Origin of the sequence: Kamptonema formosum PCC 6407 (assembly GCF_000332155.1) — a bacterium.
GTDB lineage: Bacteria > Cyanobacteriota > Cyanobacteriia > Cyanobacteriales > Microcoleaceae > Kamptonema > Kamptonema formosum.
In genome coordinates, this window is sequence record NZ_KB235904.1 from 905,311 (window position 1) to 925,833 (window position 20,523).

Annotated in this window: 16 protein-coding genes; 2 read left to right on the plus strand and 14 right to left on the minus strand. The window is 41.1% G+C overall.

What is annotated here, in order from left to right; all coding sequences use genetic code 11:
• Nucleotides 1–33: 33 nt before the first annotated feature.
• The 7 genes from OSCIL6407_RS0120910 to OSCIL6407_RS0120940 form a co-directional block, all read right to left on the minus strand.
• Complete coding sequence (locus tag OSCIL6407_RS0120910; protein ID WP_019487631.1) at nucleotides 34–990, minus strand: transketolase family protein; 957 nt, start codon at nucleotides 988–990, stop codon at nucleotides 34–36.
• Nucleotides 990–1,829 (minus strand): transketolase, encoded by an 840-nt coding sequence (locus OSCIL6407_RS0120915; protein ID WP_007354350.1) that lies wholly within the window; start codon nucleotides 1,827–1,829, stop codon nucleotides 990–992. Before OSCIL6407_RS0120915 ends, OSCIL6407_RS0120910 begins: the two co-directional genes overlap by 1 nt.
• Complete coding sequence (locus tag OSCIL6407_RS0120920) at nucleotides 1,819–2,892, minus strand: phosphotransferase (protein WP_007354351.1); 1,074 nt, start codon at nucleotides 2,890–2,892, stop codon at nucleotides 1,819–1,821. The genes OSCIL6407_RS0120915 and OSCIL6407_RS0120920 overlap by 11 nt, the downstream gene beginning before the upstream one ends.
• A complete protein-coding gene (locus tag OSCIL6407_RS0120925; RefSeq protein WP_007354352.1) occupies nucleotides 2,867–3,499 on the minus strand; it encodes a nucleoside/nucleotide kinase family protein in 633 nt (210 codons plus the stop codon). Before OSCIL6407_RS0120925 ends, OSCIL6407_RS0120920 begins: the two co-directional genes overlap by 26 nt.
• 8 nt (nucleotides 3,500–3,507) lie before the next feature.
• Nucleotides 3,508–4,512, minus strand: coding sequence for an NAD-dependent epimerase/dehydratase family protein (locus tag OSCIL6407_RS0120930; RefSeq protein WP_026103802.1), 1,005 nt, complete (start codon nucleotides 4,510–4,512; stop codon nucleotides 3,508–3,510).
• Nucleotides 4,513–4,694: 182 nt separating this feature from the next.
• Complete coding sequence (locus OSCIL6407_RS0120935; RefSeq protein WP_007354354.1) at nucleotides 4,695–5,309, minus strand: D-glycero-alpha-D-manno-heptose-1,7-bisphosphate 7-phosphatase; 615 nt, start codon at nucleotides 5,307–5,309, stop codon at nucleotides 4,695–4,697.
• Between the two features lie 14 nt (nucleotides 5,310–5,323).
• Nucleotides 5,324–6,871, minus strand: a complete 1,548-nt coding sequence (locus OSCIL6407_RS0120940) for a PfkB family carbohydrate kinase (RefSeq protein WP_007354355.1) — start codon at nucleotides 6,869–6,871, stop codon at nucleotides 5,324–5,326.
• 490 nt (nucleotides 6,872–7,361) lie between these two features.
• On the opposite strand from OSCIL6407_RS0120940, the gene OSCIL6407_RS0120945 reads away from it, so the two are divergent.
• Entirely contained in the window at nucleotides 7,362–10,643 is a 3,282-nt protein-coding gene (locus tag OSCIL6407_RS0120945; protein ID WP_007354356.1) for a tetratricopeptide repeat protein, read from the plus strand.
• Between the two features lie 87 nt (nucleotides 10,644–10,730).
• On the plus strand, nucleotides 10,731–13,550 hold the full coding sequence (locus OSCIL6407_RS0120950) for a tetratricopeptide repeat protein (protein WP_007354357.1): 2,820 nt from the start codon (nucleotides 10,731–10,733) through the stop codon (nucleotides 13,548–13,550).
• Here OSCIL6407_RS0120950 and OSCIL6407_RS0120955 read toward each other — a convergent pair.
• The 7 genes from OSCIL6407_RS0120955 to OSCIL6407_RS0120985 form a co-directional block, all read right to left on the minus strand.
• Nucleotides 13,537–14,400, minus strand: a complete 864-nt coding sequence (locus OSCIL6407_RS0120955) for an SDR family oxidoreductase (protein ID WP_007354358.1) — start codon at nucleotides 14,398–14,400, stop codon at nucleotides 13,537–13,539. The two genes, OSCIL6407_RS0120950 and OSCIL6407_RS0120955, sit on opposite strands and share 14 nt — an antisense overlap.
• On the minus strand, nucleotides 14,397–15,551 hold the full coding sequence (locus OSCIL6407_RS0120960) for a class I SAM-dependent methyltransferase (protein ID WP_007354359.1): 1,155 nt from the start codon (nucleotides 15,549–15,551) through the stop codon (nucleotides 14,397–14,399). The genes OSCIL6407_RS0120955 and OSCIL6407_RS0120960 overlap by 4 nt, the downstream gene beginning before the upstream one ends.
• 23 nt (nucleotides 15,552–15,574) lie before the next feature.
• Entirely contained in the window at nucleotides 15,575–16,120 is a 546-nt protein-coding gene (rfbC, locus tag OSCIL6407_RS0120965) for a dTDP-4-dehydrorhamnose 3,5-epimerase (RefSeq protein ID WP_234708721.1), read from the minus strand.
• Nucleotides 16,121–16,125: 5 nt separating this feature from the next.
• Complete coding sequence (locus OSCIL6407_RS0120970; RefSeq protein WP_007354361.1) at nucleotides 16,126–17,127, minus strand: GDP-mannose 4,6-dehydratase; 1,002 nt, start codon at nucleotides 17,125–17,127, stop codon at nucleotides 16,126–16,128.
• Nucleotides 17,124–17,900: a glucose-1-phosphate cytidylyltransferase gene (gene rfbF / locus OSCIL6407_RS0120975; protein WP_019487633.1), complete on the minus strand. Its 777-nt coding sequence runs from the start codon at nucleotides 17,898–17,900 to the stop codon at nucleotides 17,124–17,126. The genes OSCIL6407_RS0120970 and rfbF overlap by 4 nt, the downstream gene beginning before the upstream one ends.
• 92 nt (nucleotides 17,901–17,992) lie before the next feature.
• Nucleotides 17,993–18,946, minus strand: coding sequence for a GDP-mannose 4,6-dehydratase (locus OSCIL6407_RS0120980; protein ID WP_026103803.1), 954 nt, complete (start codon nucleotides 18,944–18,946; stop codon nucleotides 17,993–17,995).
• A gap of 145 nt (nucleotides 18,947–19,091) precedes the next feature.
• On the minus strand, nucleotides 19,092–20,414 hold the full coding sequence (locus OSCIL6407_RS0120985) for a GH39 family glycosyl hydrolase (RefSeq protein ID WP_007354364.1): 1,323 nt from the start codon (nucleotides 20,412–20,414) through the stop codon (nucleotides 19,092–19,094).
• Nucleotides 20,415–20,523: the final 109 nt, after the last annotated feature.

The following is a 20,523-nucleotide window of genomic DNA, read 5'->3' on the forward strand; positions in this document are numbered from 1 at the left end:
TAAGGTCACAGGCTGCCAAAAGCTAACAGATATTTATGCACCAACCATTTGCACCGGTTCGCGCCGCTGTTGGGATAAACCCGCAATGACACCAGCCACATTCTCAGCGGTGATGTCATACAGGGCCATCAGACTTTCTTGCGATCCGTATTGTTCCGGGAACACATCGGGAATGCCAATGCGCTTAAATCGCTTAGCAGGATTAAAGTTGGCTTCAGCGACTAATTCAGCCACAGCGCTGCCCAGTCCACCCATTAAAGTGTGTTCTTCCACAGTAACAATCACAGGTACAACCGCAGCGTACTCCATAATGGTATCCGTGTCCAGAGGCTTAATCGTATGAACGTGAAGTACCGCCGCTTTTAACCCTTGTTTGTTGAGAATTTCTGCTGCATCCAATGCCGGCTTGAGCGTGACACCAGTGGTAATAATCAGCGCGTCATTTCCCTCCCGCATGGCAATAGCTTTGCCAATTTGGAAGGGTACGTTATCTGGGGTTAAAATTGGCTCATTTCCCTTCCCCAAACGGATGTAAATTGGGCCGGGATAATCGACAGTTAATGGCATTAGTCTTGCCATTTCAGACTCATCAGCCGGGGCCACAATTGTCATGTTAGGAATTGTTCGCAAAATGCCGATGTCATCGATTGCTAAGTGAGTTGGCCCCAATGGCGCATACACTAAACCGCCACCATTGGCAATCAGGCGGACATTGACATTGTGCAGACAGACATCTAAGACAATCTGCTCAAAACAGCGGCGGGAGAGAAAGGTCGCGATCGTATTCACGTAAACGATTTTACCTTCTAGGCCCAAACCAGCGGCCATGCCGATAATATTAGCTTCATTCACCCCTTCCATCAAAAATCGCTCTGGCATTTCCTCTTTGAATTTTTGGAGGGTGCCAACGCCAAGATCCGAACCAATGAAGAAAATCCGACGATCTTTTTTGGCGAATTCATACACCATATCCAGGCAAAGTTGACGCATTAGTTATCCTCCAAAGCTGCCAGCATCGATTGAATTTCTTGATCTGATACTTTATTTTTGTGATGCCATTTCAAATTATTTTCAGCAAAAGGAATGCCTTTGCCTTTGATAGTATGGCAGATAATCGCTGTTGGTCGATCGGGTTGCAGCGGCAAATTCAACAGTACAGATCGCAATTCTTCCACGCTGTGACCATCTACTTCTGTGGCTGCAAAACCAAAGGCTCTCCACTTATCAGCTAAGGGTTCTAAATCCTGAACTTCATAGGTTGTGCCGTAGGACTGATGCTTGTTGTAGTCTACCAGGACGGTGAGATTGCTGAGTTTGTGCTTGCCTGCACACATAGCCGCTTCCCAGATTGAGCCTTCGTTGGACTCCCCATCCCCCAAAATCACAAATGTGCGATAATTGGCTTTCTCGTATCGGGCATTGAGAGCAAATCCAATTCCTATCGATAAACCGTGACCCAGACTCCCTGTTGAAGCTTCAACGCCGGGGACTTTACGTGCCTCTGGGTGTCCTCCCAAAATGCCGTCGCTTTGGCAAAATTTCCACAACTCTGATTCGGGAAAAAAGCCTTTGTCGGCAAGCATGGCATAGAGAGCAAGGCAGCCATGTCCTTTACTGAGAATACAGCGATCGCGCTCTGACCACTTTGGATTCTGGGAGTCGTAGCGCAGCACGTCGTCGTAAAGAACCCGCAATATCTCAATCAACGAAAAACTAGAGCCCACATGGCCCCGGCGACTCGCTTCCAAAATCTTGACAATTGTTCTGCGGATCTCCCTGGAACGGTTGTCCAGTCCAAGGGATTTAGTTTTCAGGGTTTCAGCGACCATAAGGGAACTGCTCGTAATTTGCCAGGATTTTTTGTAACATTCGCTTGGCTTTTGCCAACTGTTCAATCTGCAACGGACTCCGATCTAGGTCGCTCCCTTGAGCAAACCCCCGGCGAAGCAAGTCTTGAGGCACAAACTCATTTAACAGTATCAGACACCACTTTAGTCCGAATAGGGGATAGACAATCTCGACTCGCTTGGCAAGATGCCTGTAGTCTCGAAAACCCCGAAGCATTTCGCCGAAAAACTGCTGTCTCACACCATCCGCTAAATCCATCCCTGGATGTAGGAGGAAATCAGAGATTGTCTTAGCCGGGTCATCCCAGCCAAAATACTCAAAATCCACAAATATTATTTCACCATTTGCCCGCCTCAAAGCATTGTGAAATCCAAAATCAGAAGGACTTAGGGTTTTTTCTCGCTCTTCTATTTCGGCGGTGTAGGACATTTCCGACTGATTGAGATTTGTCTGACACCAATTTACAATCTGGTGAAATGCTGGCTGGAACTCGCCTGTCAAAAACTCGGCCAAAGCTTTATAGGGAGCTTCACTATTAGGAAGTGCGGATAATCTGCTTAAGCGTTGTTCAATGTTTTGAACGATAGCTTGAACTGAAAAAAATGCCTCTGATGCCAGTGGCAGGAAGTGACTGTTTTTTCTGACTTTAAGTTCCGCCAATTTAACTAAAAAGTCAACAGCTTTACTGATTTCATTGCTTGTTGCCTCTTGAGGTAAGATATTGCTGCCCTCGATATATTCATACAGAGCGCATCCAAAGTCTTTATCAGCTACAAGCGGCTGAGGAATTTGACTTACGCCATTTTCCCAAAGGAACTGCAAGCTCGAAAATTCAGTAACTAGGCGGTTTCTTTTGTCAGAATTATGACGAAAATACAGTTTAGCAGCGTATTGGCTATCGTTTGCACAAGTCAGCTTATAAACTTTACTATTTCGCCCTCCACCTATTCTTTGAATGTGATTTACCTCACTTCCTAGTAACCGAGAGCAAACTGATTTAATTTCTGAACTGTCCTTGTCAGCTTCTTGAGAAGAAATATTCATTAATTTGCTGCCATCTACTGACGATTTTTAGTTGCAGTTTGCCTGAATGCTGCTGGTGGGGTGCGTAGAGAATCTTATTCACGCTTTCTGGGAAAGATTCCTCAATAAATGTTTCTTCTAAGTCATCAATGAAGTCAGTACATTTTAACTTCTTAATTTTGTCAATTTTCCCGATTCTCGTTGATGCAAAAAAAACCTGCTCTTGAGATAATCCTAAACCTATAGACGAAAAAAAGTTATTTTTTCCCATCCATTTTATTGCGGCTGTCCGTAGATTAGTTTGGGTCTCATCGTAATTAGCATACTCGGTTTTGTGGCTGACAATGTAAGTCTGGATTTTGTGTTGTTTGCACAAGTTGAAAAATTCCTTTACACCGTCTATTAACCTAGCTTCATCCATTTGCGAACCGTAAGCAATAGCTTGTAATTTTTGCCATTCTATTTCCCCGTCTGGCAACTGGCGAATGGTGTCGCGAATTTGCTTTTTACTTTTGCTAACTTCGGAAGAAATCCAACCTTTTTCAACAGCAATTTTGTACATAAGATCGTCATAGGTGACGATGGTATTGTCAAAATCTACACCGATAATGCGATTACTGTCAATCATTTTGCCAGTTATTTCAAGTTCAGTGCTTGCATGGTTTTAATGTTGTAGTAGCGGATATCTTTCATCGGTTCCGGCACTAAATTAGCTTTAAATGCCTTGACTAAATCTTGTGCCGCTTCTTCGATGGTGTGCTGGGGGACAAATCCCAATTCTCGCTTAATTTTATCCGATGATATGTGATAGGAGCGGTGGTCGTCTGTGGGTGTGGTGACAATTTCTACTTGTTCGCCAACAACGCGCCGTACCATCTGGGCAATTTCGCTGACAGTATGATTTTCGTAGCCAGCGTTGAAAATTTTGCCGTCAATTGCTTCGTCAGGCCACTGGAGAGACTTGATGTAGAGGTCTGTCATGTCTTCTATGTGAATATTGGGGCGTTTTTGATCGCCGCCAAAGACGGTAATTTTGTTATTATTGATCGCCAGGTTTGTCAGAATATTGACTGTTAAATCGAGTCGCAAGCGAGGCGAGTAACCGCAGACAGTAGCAGGACGCAGCACTAATGTGACAAACCCTGGTTCGCGCTTGGCTAATAGCACTTCTTCGCAGAGGGCTTTATATTTGGAGTAGTCTGTTAAGGGTTGCAGAGGCAATTCTTCGGTAACATTTTCGGTTTCTTTAATGCCATAAACGCTGGAAGATGAGGCATAAATAAACCGTTTTACACCGCTGTCTTTGGCAACATCTACTAGGTTTAAAAAGGCATCATAGTTAATCGATTTGCCGAGGTCTGGATCTAGTTCAAAACTAGGATCGTTGGAGATGCAAGCTAGATGGATAACGGCATCGCAACCGGGCATAATTTTTTCTAAGAGAGCGCGATCGCGGATGTCTCCTTTAATTTGTTCTAAACCAGGATGATCTTTGACTACTGCTAGAACATCTGGTCCATAGAGGTATAAGTCGATTACCTTAACTCGGTATCCCGCTTGCAGCAGCTTAGGAATTAGGACGGCTCCTACATAACCTGCTCCACCTGTAACTAGAACTTGTTGAATGGCATTTGCGCTCATTTTTTCCTCAATTTTTTGGTCAATTTCTGATTTGGATGTGGTTATTTTCGCAGGGTTTTTATACCAAATCTGCATTAAAAACCCGATTAAAATCGGCGGTTGAAACCGCTACTACACAAACGAAGTCCGCCTGCGCGGACTAAAAATAAAGAGGGTAGTAAACCGGGATTTGGTATTACCTTTTACTTTGATACAGGATTGTAGTTGCTGTCATTTTGTACTAAAGATAGAATCTCCGACAAAGAGGAAATGACAGTAACTAGCTCGGCGTAAGGACGTTTAGATAGCTCTCTTTGTGCCTCTAGTCCGCTGCCAGTTTGTACCAGAAAAGCTTTCATGCCAAGTTGCAATCCAGGTTCTAAATCCCGCAATCTATCTCCTATTGCCCAACATTGGGCAGGATTTAAGTTGTGGTCTTGAATTGCTTGGAGAAACATTCCTGGCTGCGGTTTGCGACAGTCACAAGCGTAACTATACCCGACAACTTCACCTTTTGGGTGATGAGGGCAGTAGTAAAAATCTGCGATCGCAGAGCCGGCTGAAGGCATCGCACCCAAGACATCCTCTGTATCCCGCCGCAGTTGAGCATGGACAGCTTCTACCGCTGCGGTATCAAAATATCCTCTGGCTACTCCTGATTGGTTACTCGCAACCAAGACTTTGACAGCTTTTTGCTTCAAATGTTTCAAGGTTTCCAGAACCCCTGGAATCCACTGAATTTGTTCTGGGCGACTGAGGAAATGGCAATCTTCAATTAGAGTACCGTCGCGATCGCACAGAATTGCTTGGGGTTTCATATTTTTACCAGCAATTAAAACTTTAAGACCGTCGTGGCAAATTTCAACAGTCTGGCTTTGTCCATCGGTTCAGCATTACCAAGAGTATTAGCAGCCATTGCACCCGCTAAATTCCCAAGCAATGACCCGACAGCCACAGGCAACTCCAACTTGGCACTAAGACTGGCAAGAGCAAAAAAGGCATCGCCTGCACCAATGGTATCTTTCACATCCAACGTTAGAGCCGGTGTCAACTCTTCTTCACCCTTAACATTTATTCCCAAAGAACCAGACGAACCCAACGTTAGCCAACCTTGCTGAGCCCCTAAATGCTCATACAAACGTTTGAGGAGATGGGAATGGTCTCCGTAGCGACTGGAAAATGCGAGGCGGATTTCCTGCTCATCCAAGCAAAATGTATCAGCTCGCTGGTATTTGGTGATTAAGTTATAACCGTGATTGGCGCTGTTTGTTTGACAGTTGAGCGCTAAAAACGCAGCTTTGTTTTGAACGAGTTCCATCAGTGCGGCATCTAACAATCCGTGTCCGTAGTCTGCAACTACTACCAAGTCATAATCCCGAATCGTTTTCTCCATGCGGTCAAGCAGTTTTTCGCGCTGGATAGGTGCTGGCCCTTGTTCTTCAAGATAGTTGATCGAAAATAGTTTTGTGTATTGCTCTCTCATGCCTTGCCGCGCAATGTAGCGTCGCTTAATCACTGTCGGGTAGCTGTTTTCATACTGCAAGTCCAGTCGGATGCCACCGTTGATGTTATTTAAAATCAAACTGTGAATCTCTGGCTCATTTCCAGCCACGCCGGCAACAGTTACAGAGTCGGCAAAACTAGCAATGTGACGGGCAATTGCCAGAGAACCTCCTAAATGCTGCTCATGTTTCAAAAAGCGGGTTGAAATAACCGTTCCTTTAGAAGTCAATCCCTGAACTGTACAATGGATAAATTCATCTATAATTACATCACCGAGTACCAAGACCTTTAGCTTCTGCATCGCCTCAACGCCTTTCTGGATTTCCTCTAATGGGTATCGCTGGCTTAACTGGCTGGCATAGCTCTTTATCTGGGGTGGCATCACGTCTAGATAATTGTTAATCAGCCGGGTTGAGCTGAAAACAATTTCTCCTGTATAGCGAATCTTGCCGCCGTAAGCCATAACCCTTTCTGCTTCTCGGTCTATGTTTTGGGTAACATCTTGGCTGTGATCGGTATACTCATGTCCTTTGCAATAAAAATCAGGCTGCACTCGGTCGATTACCTCTAGGGCAGTGGATACGGGAGCCAGCAAGACGTAATCTACACAACCTAGAGAGGCTATGGAATAAAGTCGTAAATCATCCGAAAATACCGGTCTTCCAGGCCCTCTGTTGACATAAGGCGCTGCTGTGATAGACACTACGAGCAAATCTCCGAGTGCCTTGGCTTCCTGCAAGTGGGCAAAGTGACCAGGATGAAGGAGATCGAAGACTCCATGACAGAGGACTATTTTGCGTCCTTGCTCTCGGAGAGCGGCAAGAACCTCTCTACAGGTTTCAAAATCGAGATGTTTTTCTGTGTTGTTCGTTAACATTTTTCTGACTTTTCCGCAATTAGATTGTAAAATTTGATAACTTACCTGCAAGGGTCAAGAAGTCTATTCTGACATATTAGTGTTAAACTCTTGATTGTACCCACTACCATAGTCTTCACAGGAGGCGCAACCATAAATCTATAGAACCCATTAGACATCTTTTAGGCTGCAAGCGTTTTAACCATCAGCCGAATAAAATAAAGATTCATCGGCTCTTTCATGTTTATTATCCTAAATTATTACGATAATGCCAGCTAATCAAATCTATAATTTCAAAGTTGTTAAAGTTTCTAAATCGAAATCCACAACGCTTTAACAATAGACTTCTACCTCCACACTATTCAGTCCGATCTCAGTGGTAATACTGTGGCAAAAGCAAGTAATATAGACAAGCCAGCGCTGCAAAGCAAAGCGTCCCGCCATTCAGTTTAAACTGATAACTTGATAATTGTAAAGAAAAAGTAATCGCAGATGTAAGGATGAGACGGCTATGAGCGAATTCGATAAGGGGAAGCAACTGCAAGAGGAAGGCAAGCTAGAAGACGCGATCGCGGCCTATTGCCGTGCCATTGAGTTAAATCCTGACATTTCTTGGTATCACCACCATTTAGGGGAAGCCTTATCAAAACTAGGTCGATGCGATGAAGCCAGCATAGCCTTCCGCCATGCAATCGAACTCAAACCAGATTTTGCTTGGAGTTACCACCACTTAGGGGATGCCCTAGCTCAACAGCAAGAGTGGGAAGAGTCGATCGCAGCCTTCCGCAAGGCAATTGAACTCAATCCCGAACATTTTGGGAGTTACGTGGGGCTAGGTAATAGTTTAGCAAAATTGGGTCAACTGGATGAGGCGATCGCGGCTTACCGTCGTGCCAGTGAACTGAACCCTGATGCTGAGTGGATTCATTATGCCTTGGCAAAGGCACTGCAACAGCGAACTCATTCCGATGTAGTAGAAGCGATCGCCTCCTATCGCCAGATGATAGAACTCAATCCAGACAACGTAGAAGCTTATCAAAATCTTTTGCAGCTTCAATCCGATAACTGGGAACTCTGGTTGCAATTGGGAAATACTTTGGTACAACAGGGAAAACTAGAGGAAGCGATCGCGGCTTATCGTCGTTTGATCGAACATAATCCCCATAATCAGACAGCTTACTACGGCTTAGGAGAGTGTCTGGCCAAATTGGGACAACTGGAAGAGGCGATCGCAGCCTACCGTCAAGCGATTGAACTCAGCGAGCAGGAAGAGCAGAAAGCCCCGACTTTAGAGCCTACCGAAAACCGAGAAGAAGCGATCAAACGTTATATACAGGCGATCGAGGGAAACCCCGATAACATTTCCGAATACTACAAACTGTTAGAGTTAGAACCGGATAACCAAGAAGTTTTGTTAAAGTTAGCCCAGGCTTTAGTGAGACACGAACAGATCGAGGACGCAATCGCAATCTATCGCCGCCTACTAGAAATATCACCCCATGAGCAATATTACCAGCAGTTAGGGGAACTTCTAGGGAAATTGAGTAAGTGGGATGAGGCGATTAATTGTTATCGTAGACTTATCGAAATTAATCCAGAAGCTGATGAATCTCACTATCAGCTAGGGGAAGCTATCTATCAGCGGGTAATGGAAAACCCAGAATCTTTCTTAGCTGAGTATAATATAGAGCATTTTGTTCATAAAAAAGAATACCAATTCAACGATCCAGAACTACCAGAATTATGGTTTATCAATGACGAACAATTTTTACAATCAACCAGCCATCTTGATGATGAAACCTATACAATAGAACTTTTTAAAGTCTATAAAAGATACTCAGTATCCGAATGGGAAAAACAAGCTTGCATGAATTGGCTTCGACAACCAGATAGTAGTAGAGAATTAGGGATTAAATACTGGCGTACATTACCCGACTTCAAAGAAATCATTAGAAAGTCAGGAGTGGCAGTAGCTTTGGAAGCAGCTCTTCCTTACTATAATAAGACTATTGAACTTAACCCAATTCATACAAATTCTTTTTCTCGTTTAGCAGAAATTCTTACTCTACAAGGCAAACTAAAAGAAGCTAGGCAGCTTTACTATAATTTAAGCCTTTTATTGGCAGAAAGTGGAAAAATAACTGAAGCGGTTTTCTATTTCTCAAAAGCCCCCCAGCAGCCTTTTATTGAAGCTAACGTTTATGAAAAAATTTGGCGAGGTTTAAATGAATTAGCTCCGATAAATCAAGTTTATCTTGATGATTCATTAGAACTTCAACCCATAGCAACCTATGCTTACTTCAGCCAGTATAGCCAATATACTATTATTAATCTGCGTGATTTAAAAGAAAAAGATAAGGCTTTGATAAAAGAGGTTGGTCTATCCCTAGTTAATTTAGAATTAATTACACAAGACAACCGCAGTTTAGAAGAAATATATATTAATGCCTTTGATCCAAATCATTCAACTCATTTGGCTGAAAAGTTTACTAAGTTAAGAAAAAAACATAATTATGTAGCACAGGAGTTTCTAAACAATGCCAACTATTTTCAGCAAAGTCTAGTAGAAACAGGCTATATTTATTCAATTTGCCCTTTCACAAGCAAAATTCTTAGGTCAAATCAATCATTTTACGATCCTGCTTGGCTACCAATGATTGGTTATCGCTTTGTGGGCAAGGAAATATTTTATTTGTTTTTAGGTCATTATTGGAGCGGCAAAAAATTTATTTATATACCAAAACTAGAAATTGTTATTAGTTTTTTTGATGCTGATGATGGTCATCAGCATATCAATATAAAGGAAATACTTGATCGTTTAAAAAGTAACACCGTTAGTCAATATAATGAAGTAAGAGACTACCTATCGAATCCCAATAAAAAAAATTTGCTGATATTGGGTACACTTGGCAATATTGGTCACTATTTTTGGAATGAAGTTACAGGAGTTAATTATCTATATGAGAATGATATATTGAAGTATACAGATGCAATATTAGCTGAGAAATATGAATATTTTAATATAGAAAATATTTTTCCGGAAATTCATGGGAAAGTAGTCAGAGTAAATGATAAGTTTAGTAGCTTTAAGTGGATTATCGAAAATAATTATTGTGCTGTTCGAGTAACAGGTGTTGAAATCACCGAGAAATTAGCAGAACGAGTGTACGAAGCTTCATGGAAAAAGTGTTCTTCAGCATTTTTACAAAAAGTAGAGAATGCAAAAAAACACTTTCCACTTCTATGGATAGGAATGCGTACCCATTGCCGAGTATGGGTATCTCAAGTAGAGGGAATAGCAAATATAATTAAAAGTTTACACTTGGATTTTCCAAATTTAGCCGTAGTGTTTGATGGTTGCTCTCGCACTGAAAGAGAAGATATTGGTGTTGAGGGCGTAATTGAAAGTGAAAAAGTTAACCTAGATAAGATATTGACCCTTATACCTGATTCTGTAAAAACCTATAGTATTATAGGTTCTATGACTTATGAAAAAGTTATTTGGGCAAATGCGATTAACTTATACATATCAACACCTGGTTCAACTACGACTTTTGTACTCTGGATTGCTAACAAAATGGGAGTCGTTCATGCTAACAGTTTATGTTATGAATCCTGGGTTATTGAACAATTGAAATCAAGGGAAAATGTAGTTATGCCTATTTATATTCCATTGGAATCAATAGTTGATTATCCCCCTATTGGGCTGATCAATAATTATGATTTTGATTGGCGCTTGCTTGACAAAGAAGTCAGGAAACTATTAAATAATTTAGAGCCGAATAAAATATAAGATACATTTTTAAAAACCATAGAAAAGCCTTGGCTGTAGATGTTACTAAAAAACATAGCGCGCCTAAAATTATTTAATTAAGTTACTATGAACCAAGAAACGGCTGTATCTAAATTTAACCAAGGTAAGCAATTGCAGGAAGCGGAAAAATTGGAAGACAAGATCGCGGCTTACCGTCGTGGACTTGAACTCAATAGCAACGATTCCTGGACACACCACCATCTAGGGGAAAACCTAGCCAAACTGGGTCGATGGAATGAAGCGATCGTAGCCTTCTGCGATGCAATCACACTCAAACCAGATTTTTCTTGGAGTTATCACCACTTAGGAGATGCCCTAGCTCAACAACAACAGTGGGAAGATTCGATCGCAGCCTTCCGTAAGGCACTCGAACTCAATCCTGAACATTATGGTACTTATGTGGGGCTAGGTAATAGTTTAGCAAAATTGGGTCAATGGGATGAGGCGATTGCCGCTTATAGCCGTGCAAGTGAGTTGAACCCTGATGCGGATTGGATTCATTTTGCTTTGGCAAATGCAGTGCAACAGCGAAATCAGTTCTACTTAGCAAAGGATATCCCCTCTTCCTCCCAAATTATAGAATGTAATCCAGATGAGGAGTCTTTCCAGCGATTAGGAGAAATTTACTTTCAATTAGGTCAATGGGACGATGCGATTGCCACCTACCGCCGAGCAGTTGAACTCAACCCATTTTCTGATTTGTTAAATTATCAACTAGGGGAAGCAATTTATCAACGGGTGATACAGCATCCAGAATCGTTCTTTGTGGATTATAAAATAGGAGAATTACCCAATAAAAAGAATTACCAAGCTCACGATAGAGAACTTCCAGGACTTTGCTTTATTAATGATGAACAATTTTTACAAGCGACTCAGCATCTTGATGATGAATCTTATGCAGTAGAGGCCTTCAGAGTTTATAAAAGATATTGTGTATCAGAGCTGGAAAAACAAGCGTGTGTGAATTGGCTACGGTTGCCAGAAAGTAGCCGAGAGATTGGCATTAAATATTGGCGAAGCTTACCTGAATTTCAGGTGTTATTAAAAAAATCTATCACATCAGTTTGCTTAAACCAAGCCCTGCTCCATTATCGCCAAGCGATTGAATTAAACCGACACCATATAGCATCTTACTATCGACTGGGGGAGATCCTCGCTTATCAGGAAAAATTGGATGAAGGCTGTGAAACTTACTATAAACTTGCTGTCCTATTAGCCGAACAGGGCAAACTAGATGAAGCCTTAACTTGCTTCCAAAAAGCTCCACATCACTCTCCCAGCGAGGCAGAAATTTACGAAAGCCTCTGGAAAGGATTAAATGAGTTAGCCCCCCTTGATGTAAATAACTCATACTATCGAAAGGAAATTAAAGCACCAGAAGCTTTAGCATACTTCAATAACCATGCAAAATATACAGTGATTGGCTTAGAATTCTTAAGTGAATCTGACAAAATTTTGCTAGAAGAAGTAGGATTATCTTTAGCTAATTTAGAATTAATGAGGCGAGATAGTCTGGCTTTAGAAGAAATTTATATCAATAGTTTCGGAGCGACTTTACCGATCCAGTTAGCAAAAAAAGAAAGTCGGACATTAGGGCTGCATTATTATAACTGGTCACAGGGAATGCACTTGCAGCAAAGTCTTGTAGAAACTGGTTACATATACACAGTTTGTCCCTTTACAGGTAAAGTCCTTAGATCCAATCAATCTTTCGTAATTGACTCCTTATTCAATTATTATCGATTTGTGGGGCAAGAAGTATTTTACTATTTAGTTGGCGATTGGTTTGGCAGTAGAATTTGTTTGTATTTTCCGAAACGAGAGTTAATCATTCCCTTTTATTCATATCCTCATATTAACTTTGGTTTAAGTATCAACCGATTCAAAACTTATTTGGTAACTTACTGGCAAAAAGTAAAAGCTTATCTGTCCAATAAACAACCGAAAGAATTAGTAGCGGTTCAGGCATTTATGCCTAATTTGGGGCACTATATTTGGAATGATTTAGCAGGAATTTACCATATTGTTGAAAACGGGATGGTACATCATCTGACTAAGTTCATTATTGGTGCTTATGAATTTATGAATGTAGACGTAGTTTTTCCTGAAATAGAAACTGATAAAATTATCAGATTTTCAGACTCTTGGCAGATTTTTCAATACCTTTTGGAGAATAATTACTGTGGAGTTAGACTCGTTGATATGTATATCAAAGACAAACTCTCCAAAAGGCTTTATCAAACTTCTCTCACTAAATGTTCCCAAGAATTTTTGCAACAAATAGAAGCATCTAAACAAGATTCACCTCTCTTATTAGTTACTTTGCGAAGTAAGCGTTCCTGGGTATCTCAAGTTGAAGGAATTGCCAATGTTCTCAATCTACTTTATGCAGATTTTCCAAATTTAGGAGTTATATTTGATGGCTGGTCTCGCACAGAAAGAGAAGATCCAGAAGCTGAGTCTGTCATTGCCGCCGAAAAAGATATGATGGAAAAAATTATCACTCGCTTATCAGGAGATATTAAAACCTATAGTTTGATTGGTGCGACCACCTATGAAACCTTAGTTTGGAGTGATGCGATCGATTTTTATATCACACCTATGGCAACTTCACTAACTTTTGTCGTATGGACTGCTCACAAACCTGGTGTGACTTATGGGAATACTGCCTTTTACGGCGAAAACGTAGAGTTTAACTACTCATCGAGAACAGCCGAAAACTCAATCATGCCTGTTTTTGTACCTAAAGAATTTATTGTGGATGGTCATGACCCCAATCCTTTCTCACGCAGTTATGAGTGTGATTGGAAAGCCATTTACAATGAAATTTTTAAACTCTTGAAAGAGTGGCAAAACGACTCTGCTATTGCAATTAAGTCTGCTTGAAAGTACCGAGTCCTTCTAAAACCCCGCGTAAATTCCAGTTGAGATTCTGAACTAAGCGATCGCACCTCATCCCACACTTTAAAGGTCGCGCAGCAGCTTGGTTTAATTCAGATGTCATCACAGGTAAAAGAGTATCTGTCTGAAGTCCAAATACTTCAGCGATCTTTAAAGCAAATTGATAGCGATTCATACAATCAATTCCCGTTATATGGAACAATCCTTTTGCACCCACTTCTACTAACCGACAACTCGCTTCCCCAATATCATCTGCCAAAGTTGGCGAACCAACCTGATCTTGAGGAACACGAATTGCTTGATTATTTGTCAACATAGAAATCAAGCGAAGTACAAAATTCTTACCTTGCTTCTCTTGACCATAAACCCAAGCAATGCGACAAATTAAATAATCATCTAATAACTCAGAAATTTTCTCTTCTACTTCTAACTTTTGTAGCCCATAAACACAAATAGGATCTGGTTTATCGATTTCTTGATAAGGGCCATTTTTCCCATTAAATACATAATCTGATGAATAGAAGACTAACTTCGCGCGCACATCCCGTGTCGCGTGAGCTACATTCAAACAACCCACTACATTAATTTGATAAGTTTCCTCCGGGTTTTGTTCACAATAATCCACATTTGAGCGAAACGCGGGAAGAAATACAACCTCTGGTTGAGATTCAGTAATCAGCGATCGCACAGCAGCAGCATTCGTAATTTGCAAAGGAATCAAACCAGGTTGGGCAAAATTCTGATAAGTTCCCGTAACATTCCATCCCCGTTGATGACAAGTTTGTAGCAGATGAGAACCTACTAACCCCGATCCACCAATTACTAAAACTTTCATACTTCCTTTCCTGTTTGGACAACTTCTAGACTATTTCCCTTTAAAACAGCAATTGTACCAGTGAAGCCAATTTCTGTCTTAATTTGGTTAACAATTTCATCAGTAAACCGAGTTGCCATTACCATAATCGCATCTACCGGATCGGTTTTTAAGTGACTGGGATCTAAAATTGGCCAATGAGAAACTGGAGTGAAACGATTTTGTTTATGGGGCGAAGAATCAACAACATAAACAATCCCTTTAAACTGAGCTAAAGATAATAAGGTTACGCCATTGGTACTTGCTCCCCAAATCGCCACCCGCTTTCCTTGGAATGAGTAAGCATTGATAAAATCCCACATTTTTTGAATGAGAAAATCAACGCCAGTTTGTAAATTAGCTAAACTTTCTCGCTCTTGTTTTTGCACGGTTGCTACAATATGCTCACCGCCCCAGTCCCGTTTAATATCAAGAACCTTAAAGTCATTTTTTTCAAGTGCAAACCGCAGAGTTTTTACAGAAAAATAATGCAAATGATCCGTGATAAAATCGTAAATTCTCTCATTTTCTAAAGTTTGCTCAAAACTGGGAACCTCAATAAAACCCACGCCATTCGGAGTTAAATTTTCATAAATACCTTGGAGAAAATCATTTGGATCGGGAGCGTGCTCCAAAACGTGCATTGTGACAAACGCATCAAAGGGAGCCCCTTCAATTTTGGCATTTTTACTCATATATCCCTGTTTAATTTTCAAGCCATGCTTGCGCCCCAATTCTGTTGATCGCTCTGATGGTTCCACCCCAAAAGGAATTGCACCTGCTTCCGCGAAGAACTCCATAAAATGACCATCACCACAGCCGACTTCGAGAATAGTTTTATCTCTTAAATTAAACTGCTCAACCAACTCATATGCTTGTCGTTTCCGGTGAGATAACATCCCCGGAGAACTTGCATGAGCAGAACCCACTTGATCTGCATATACTAAAGATTCGGCTGTGAGCTGCACCAAACCACAATTTTCACATTGATAAACCTCTAAATCAACCCCTGTATCTGTCTCCAGTTGTTCGTACTTGGGTAATACATGACCTCCTCTAGGAATATTTTTTAACTTAATACTGGGGTGTATTGATAAAGGAAATCTACAGAGACGACAATTTCTAGTTGCCATTTTCATCCTCATTAATTTTCTACCTAAACAAAAGGTGAAATAAAATCATTAAAACTTTCTCCTTGGGCATCTTTCGAGGAAGTCAAAGGACGATCAATTGTCCATTTAATAGCTAAAGTTTCATCATTCCATCTTAAATTACCTTCCGACTCAGGATAATAAATTTCATCTACTTTATAAAGTACTAAGGCCGTTTCTGTTAGTGAACAAAAGCCATGAGCAAAGCCTTTAGGAATATAAGCTATTTTGTGGTTTTCTTCAGAGAGTTCAATCGAATCCCATTGACCATAAGTATTTGAGTTTTTTCTCAAATCTACAAAAACATCTAAGATTTTTCCTGAAACCACTCGGACTAACTTTGTTTCAGCATGAGGCGGTTTTTGGAAGTGAAGACCTCGAATCACACCTTTTTTTGAGAATGACTGATTTTCCTGCAACCAAGCTGTCGTCAAGCCATGATCGCGGAAAATAGCTTCATCGTAGGCTCGCATGAAGTATCCACGATCGTCTTTCCTGGGAGCTAAAGTAATTTGATAAGTCCCTTGTAGTTTGAGTGGTTTAATTTCCATTACCGTCATTTCATAGTCAGTACAGGTGTCAGTTCAGGCATCAAGAAATCACTATACCATTGAATTGTATCCTTCAAACTTCCATCCAGAGAATACTCAGGTTTCCAATTCAATAACCTCCGAGCCTTTTCCGCCGAAAGATACTGATGTATAATTTCATTCTTCGCCTGATTCAAAATAATCGGCTCCAAATGACTCTTATCCATCAATTCCAAAATCTTTCGCACCATTTCTACAACTGTAATTTGCACCTCATTGCTGAAATTAAAAGCCTCTCCCCAAATTTCGCGCCTATCCATCTGCTCAGCTAGATGCAAATAAGCTAAAACGCCATCCTTGGCATAGAAATAATCGCGAATAAAACTACCGTCACTACGGATCACAACTGGCTTATCCCGCAAAGCTGAGCGAATTGTATCGGGTACAATCCGATTAAAATTCAAGTCCCCACCACCGTAAAAATTGCCACAACGAGTAATGCAAACTGGCAAGCCGTAACTAACATAATAAGTCCGACAAATCAGATCGGCACAACTTTTAGAAACATCATAAGGATGTTCGCCTTGCAACGGCGTATTCTCGTCGTAGGGTAAAATTTCTTGATCGCCATAAGCTTTATCGCTTGATGCTACCACAATTCGGCTGACTCCCCCCACTTTGCGACAAGCTTCTAAGACGTTCCAAGTACCTTTAATATTTGTCTCAAAAGTAGCCAATGGTTCGCGATTAGCAACTCCCACAATCGTTTGAGCTGCTAAGTGAAATACTGTGTCTATTTCATATTCATTGATAGCGCGCTCCAGTGCTGGCAAATCTTCCACACAACCGCGCACTATATTAATACGCTGATGCCAGTCTTCCATGTATAGCCTAGAGTGCGGTACTAAGTCTCTAACTAATCCCGTTACCCGCGCTCCTCGTTTCACTAAATCTGCTACTAACCAACTACCCAATAAACCAGTACAGCCAGTTACAAACACCGAACGATCGCACCAAAAATTCCTCATTCCCACACCCTCCAAGGAGCCTCTCCATTATCCCACAGCTCATTCAAATATTTATACTCCCGGTAGGTATCCATCGCAAAGAAAAATCCTTCGTGGCGGTAAGCCATCAATTGACCTTCTGCGGCTAAACGTTCGAGAGGTTCTCGCTCTAAAAAGCAATCATCTCCACCCAAATAGTCAAAAATACGGCGGTTTAATATTAAATATCCCGCACTTGCCCAACCATCTAATTGCGGTTTCTCCGTAAACTGTTGTACAGTACCCTGATTGTCCACATCCAAAATCCCAAACCTAGAAATAGGGCGAACGGTAGTAATAGTTGCCAGCTTACCATGGGACTTATGAAAATCTAATAGCGCCCCAATATCTACATCAGCCACTCCATCCCCATAAGTTACCATGAAAATATCGTCATGAATATATTTCTCTATCCGTTTCACCCGACCACCAGTCATAGTTTCTTGACCAGTTTCAGCTAGAGTAACATTGAAATCTTGCTCCAGATGTTCTCCGTGATACCTGATGGAATTTTGGCGACCCAAGCAAATAGTAAAGTCATTGTTCATTGCCTCATAATTGAGGAAATATTCCTTAATCATGTTGCCACGATAGCCCAAGCAAACAATAAAGTCGCGGAAGCCATAATGGGCATATATTTTCATAATATGCCAAAGAATAGGATGTCCTCCAACATCTACTAATGGTTTAGGACGAAACTCTGTTTCTTCTCGGAGACGGGTACCGAGACCGCCTGCTAGGATAACTACTTGCATTGTTTTATGCTTGTAAAGGTCATTAATTAATCGAAAAATTGCCGAATTATTTTTACTTTCAAATGGCTAAAAAATCTTTTTGCCCTTAAAAACTAAACCATTTTCGCCTCCATCATCATTCTGACAACATCTTGCATTTTATACTTGGCTTCCCAACCTAACTTTTCCTTAGCCTTACCGGGATTTCCACGACCAATAGAAATCTCAGTAGGTCTATACAGACTCTCATCAATCACCGTATGTTCCCGCCAATCCAAATCCAAACAAGCAAAGGCTGCCTTTACAAATTCCTCCAAAGTATAACTTTGACCAGTAGCAATTACATAATCATCGGCCTCCGACCGTTGTAACATCAAATACATCGCCTCCACATACTCCGGGGCCCATCCCCAGTCCCTTTGTACTGAAATATTCCCCAAATGTAACTTTTCTGAACTTCCCGCAGCGATTCTACAAGCTACCGCCACAATCTTTTGCGTTACGAACCTTTCTGGTCGCAACGGTGACTCATGATTAAATAGAATACCAGAACACGCAAATAAATTGTAAGCTTCCCGATAGTTTGCTACCTCCCAAAAAGCCGTTGCTTTCGCCACTGCATAGGGACTTCTGGGATGAAAAGGGGTATTTTCATCCGCCGCCAAACCCCTTGTATTGCCAAAACATTCGCTAGAACTTGCATTATATAATTTCACCTTGCCGCCAGTAAACCGAATCGCTTCTAAAAGATTCAAAGTCCCAGTAGCAATACTTTCCAGAGTTTCAACTGGCTGTTCAAACGATAGTCCCACCGAAGTCTGACCAGCTAAATTGTACACCTCATCGGGCTGAATTTTTGTCAAGACTTGCAAGACGCTGCGAAAATCATTCAAAGACATAGATTCCATCTTCACGGAGTCGCGGATGCCCAAACGAGAAAGGTTTCGGAATTCAGACATTTGGGCATCTCGCGAAGTTCCGAAGACAAAATATCCTTTTTTAAGTAGGAGTTCAGCTAAGTACGCTCCATCCTGACCAGAAATGCCACAAATTAACGCTCTTTTTATCACAAAGAAACCCTCAATATTCTATTTTTAATTACATCAGAGCATCTTGCAGATTGAAACCGATTAATCAATTAGGAATTATGCACCATATAGCCACGCCTTTGTTATGGATAGTAACCCCGATATCGTGGCTTTACGATATCACTTAGCCAATAGTCAACACATAGGCTTCATGTAGACCAAAATTAGGAATAACATATTTCAATGTTCCGTTTCCAATAGACACATTCTCTTCCTTCAAAATCACCATTTTTTGCACAGCCGCCTCTTGATCATTAGGAATTTTCTCTAATTTTAGATGGATTTTACCATTCTGGGCAACATTGAGCTGTTTTAAGTTTGCAAGAGTAAGATTAAGTCTGATTGAGGAAGAATTATTCCGATCGAAATAGCCTAATAATACCTGTGCTTTACCGCTAGAATTTGACTTGCTAGCCAAAGCGACAACTCTCTCAGAGGATGACTGACTTCGCACTCGCGAACTAGCTCCATCAGCATAAGCTTTATTCGCCCACCAAGCTGCTCTAGGCTGAAAAGAATTAGGTGTTACCATCCCAGCCAGAGTATTATTAAAGCAATTACTAACTTTATTGGGCCCCAAGCTACCCCAACAAGCTCTGCAAGCACCGTCTGCTTGACCTCTTTCCAAATTATAGAAATAACCCAGAATATCTCCTGGTCTATACTGTCCTACCTCTCCAACAATCTCATTCACATAAAGTTTTTTGATTTTTAGGCTGGCGTAAGCTGGACTTTGGATGAAATTGCGTCTAGCCTCAATCAAATGATCGTCAACAAATAAAATGTTATCATCATTCAGTTCGTGCCAAGATAAAAAATTAACTTCCAGTTTATTTGCCTTGCAGTATTCGAGAAAAGCAACTAAATAGTCTTTACTATAAATTGCTATGCTTGGGCCTCCAATTATCGCTTCTGGCCCCAATTCTTGACGTAATATTTGATAAGCCCGTTTGTAAGTTTCAAAAAATTGTTCTCTTGTTCCCGCCCAAAAAGGATTTGCCCAGTCAGGCTCATTCCAGACATCCCAAACGATTTTTTTTCCTTTATTCTGTTGAGCAAGTTGTCGCACAAAAGCTTCCCAGGCAGGATAATTTTGATAGGGCCATCCATTCGGATTAGCTCCATATCCCCAGAGGTCGCTTACTATTAATTGAAACTCAGCACCTGAGTTCACAACTCGGTCATAGGTATCAACTCTTCCAGCTCGCCAAAGTTTAAACTGTAGTGGTTTAATCGTGCTATCTGGTGGATTACTTGGATCTATACCGTGTAGGATACCACTGACTGACTTAATTGATTGTGGGGCAGCAAAATCAACGTTTACGTTAGATTGTACCTGCCCAAAAGTTGATACTTGACCAAAAAATAGTATTAACAGAGCCGTAGCCAATGCTAACAAAAGTTGCGGGAGTTTTAGCAAGTTTTTGACACTAAATTTTGTTCGCATATTGGCTCCTAATGGTATTCATTCAAATTTGACTATAGAAAGAATCACGTAAAGTTTCCGTCGGTGCAGTTTCGATATTTATATGCAGGTTGTGTCCAGATAACTGTGG

Coding starts and splice junctions, on each gene's coding strand:
- OSCIL6407_RS0120910 (WP_019487631.1), bottom strand. CDS start 990: ATGCGTCAACTTTGCCTGGATATGGTGTATGAATTCGCCAAAAAAGAT.
- OSCIL6407_RS0120915 (WP_007354350.1), bottom strand. CDS start 1,829: ATGGTCGCTGAAACCCTGAAAACTAAATCCCTTGGACTGGACAACCGT.
- OSCIL6407_RS0120920 (WP_007354351.1), bottom strand. CDS start 2,892: ATGAATATTTCTTCTCAAGAAGCTGACAAGGACAGTTCAGAAATTAAA.
- OSCIL6407_RS0120925 (WP_007354352.1), bottom strand. CDS start 3,499: ATGATTGACAGTAATCGCATTATCGGTGTAGATTTTGACAATACCATC.
- OSCIL6407_RS0120930 (WP_026103802.1), bottom strand. CDS start 4,512: ATGAGCGCAAATGCCATTCAACAAGTTCTAGTTACAGGTGGAGCAGGT.
- OSCIL6407_RS0120935 (WP_007354354.1), bottom strand. CDS start 5,309: ATGAAACCCCAAGCAATTCTGTGCGATCGCGACGGTACTCTAATTGAA.
- OSCIL6407_RS0120940 (WP_007354355.1), bottom strand. CDS start 6,871: ATGTTAACGAACAACACAGAAAAACATCTCGATTTTGAAACCTGTAGA.
- OSCIL6407_RS0120945 (WP_007354356.1), top strand. CDS start 7,362: ATGAGCGAATTCGATAAGGGGAAGCAACTGCAAGAGGAAGGCAAGCTA.
- OSCIL6407_RS0120950 (WP_007354357.1), top strand. CDS start 10,731: ATGAACCAAGAAACGGCTGTATCTAAATTTAACCAAGGTAAGCAATTG.
- OSCIL6407_RS0120955 (WP_007354358.1), bottom strand. CDS start 14,400: ATGAAAGTTTTAGTAATTGGTGGATCGGGGTTAGTAGGTTCTCATCTG.
- OSCIL6407_RS0120960 (WP_007354359.1), bottom strand. CDS start 15,551: ATGGCAACTAGAAATTGTCGTCTCTGTAGATTTCCTTTATCAATACAC.
- rfbC (WP_234708721.1), bottom strand. CDS start 16,120: ATGGAAATTAAACCACTCAAACTACAAGGGACTTATCAAATTACTTTA.
- OSCIL6407_RS0120970 (WP_007354361.1), bottom strand. CDS start 17,127: ATGAGGAATTTTTGGTGCGATCGTTCGGTGTTTGTAACTGGCTGTACT.
- rfbF (WP_019487633.1), bottom strand. CDS start 17,900: ATGCAAGTAGTTATCCTAGCAGGCGGTCTCGGTACCCGTCTCCGAGAA.
- OSCIL6407_RS0120985 (WP_007354364.1), bottom strand. CDS start 20,414: ATGCGAACAAAATTTAGTGTCAAAAACTTGCTAAAACTCCCGCAACTT.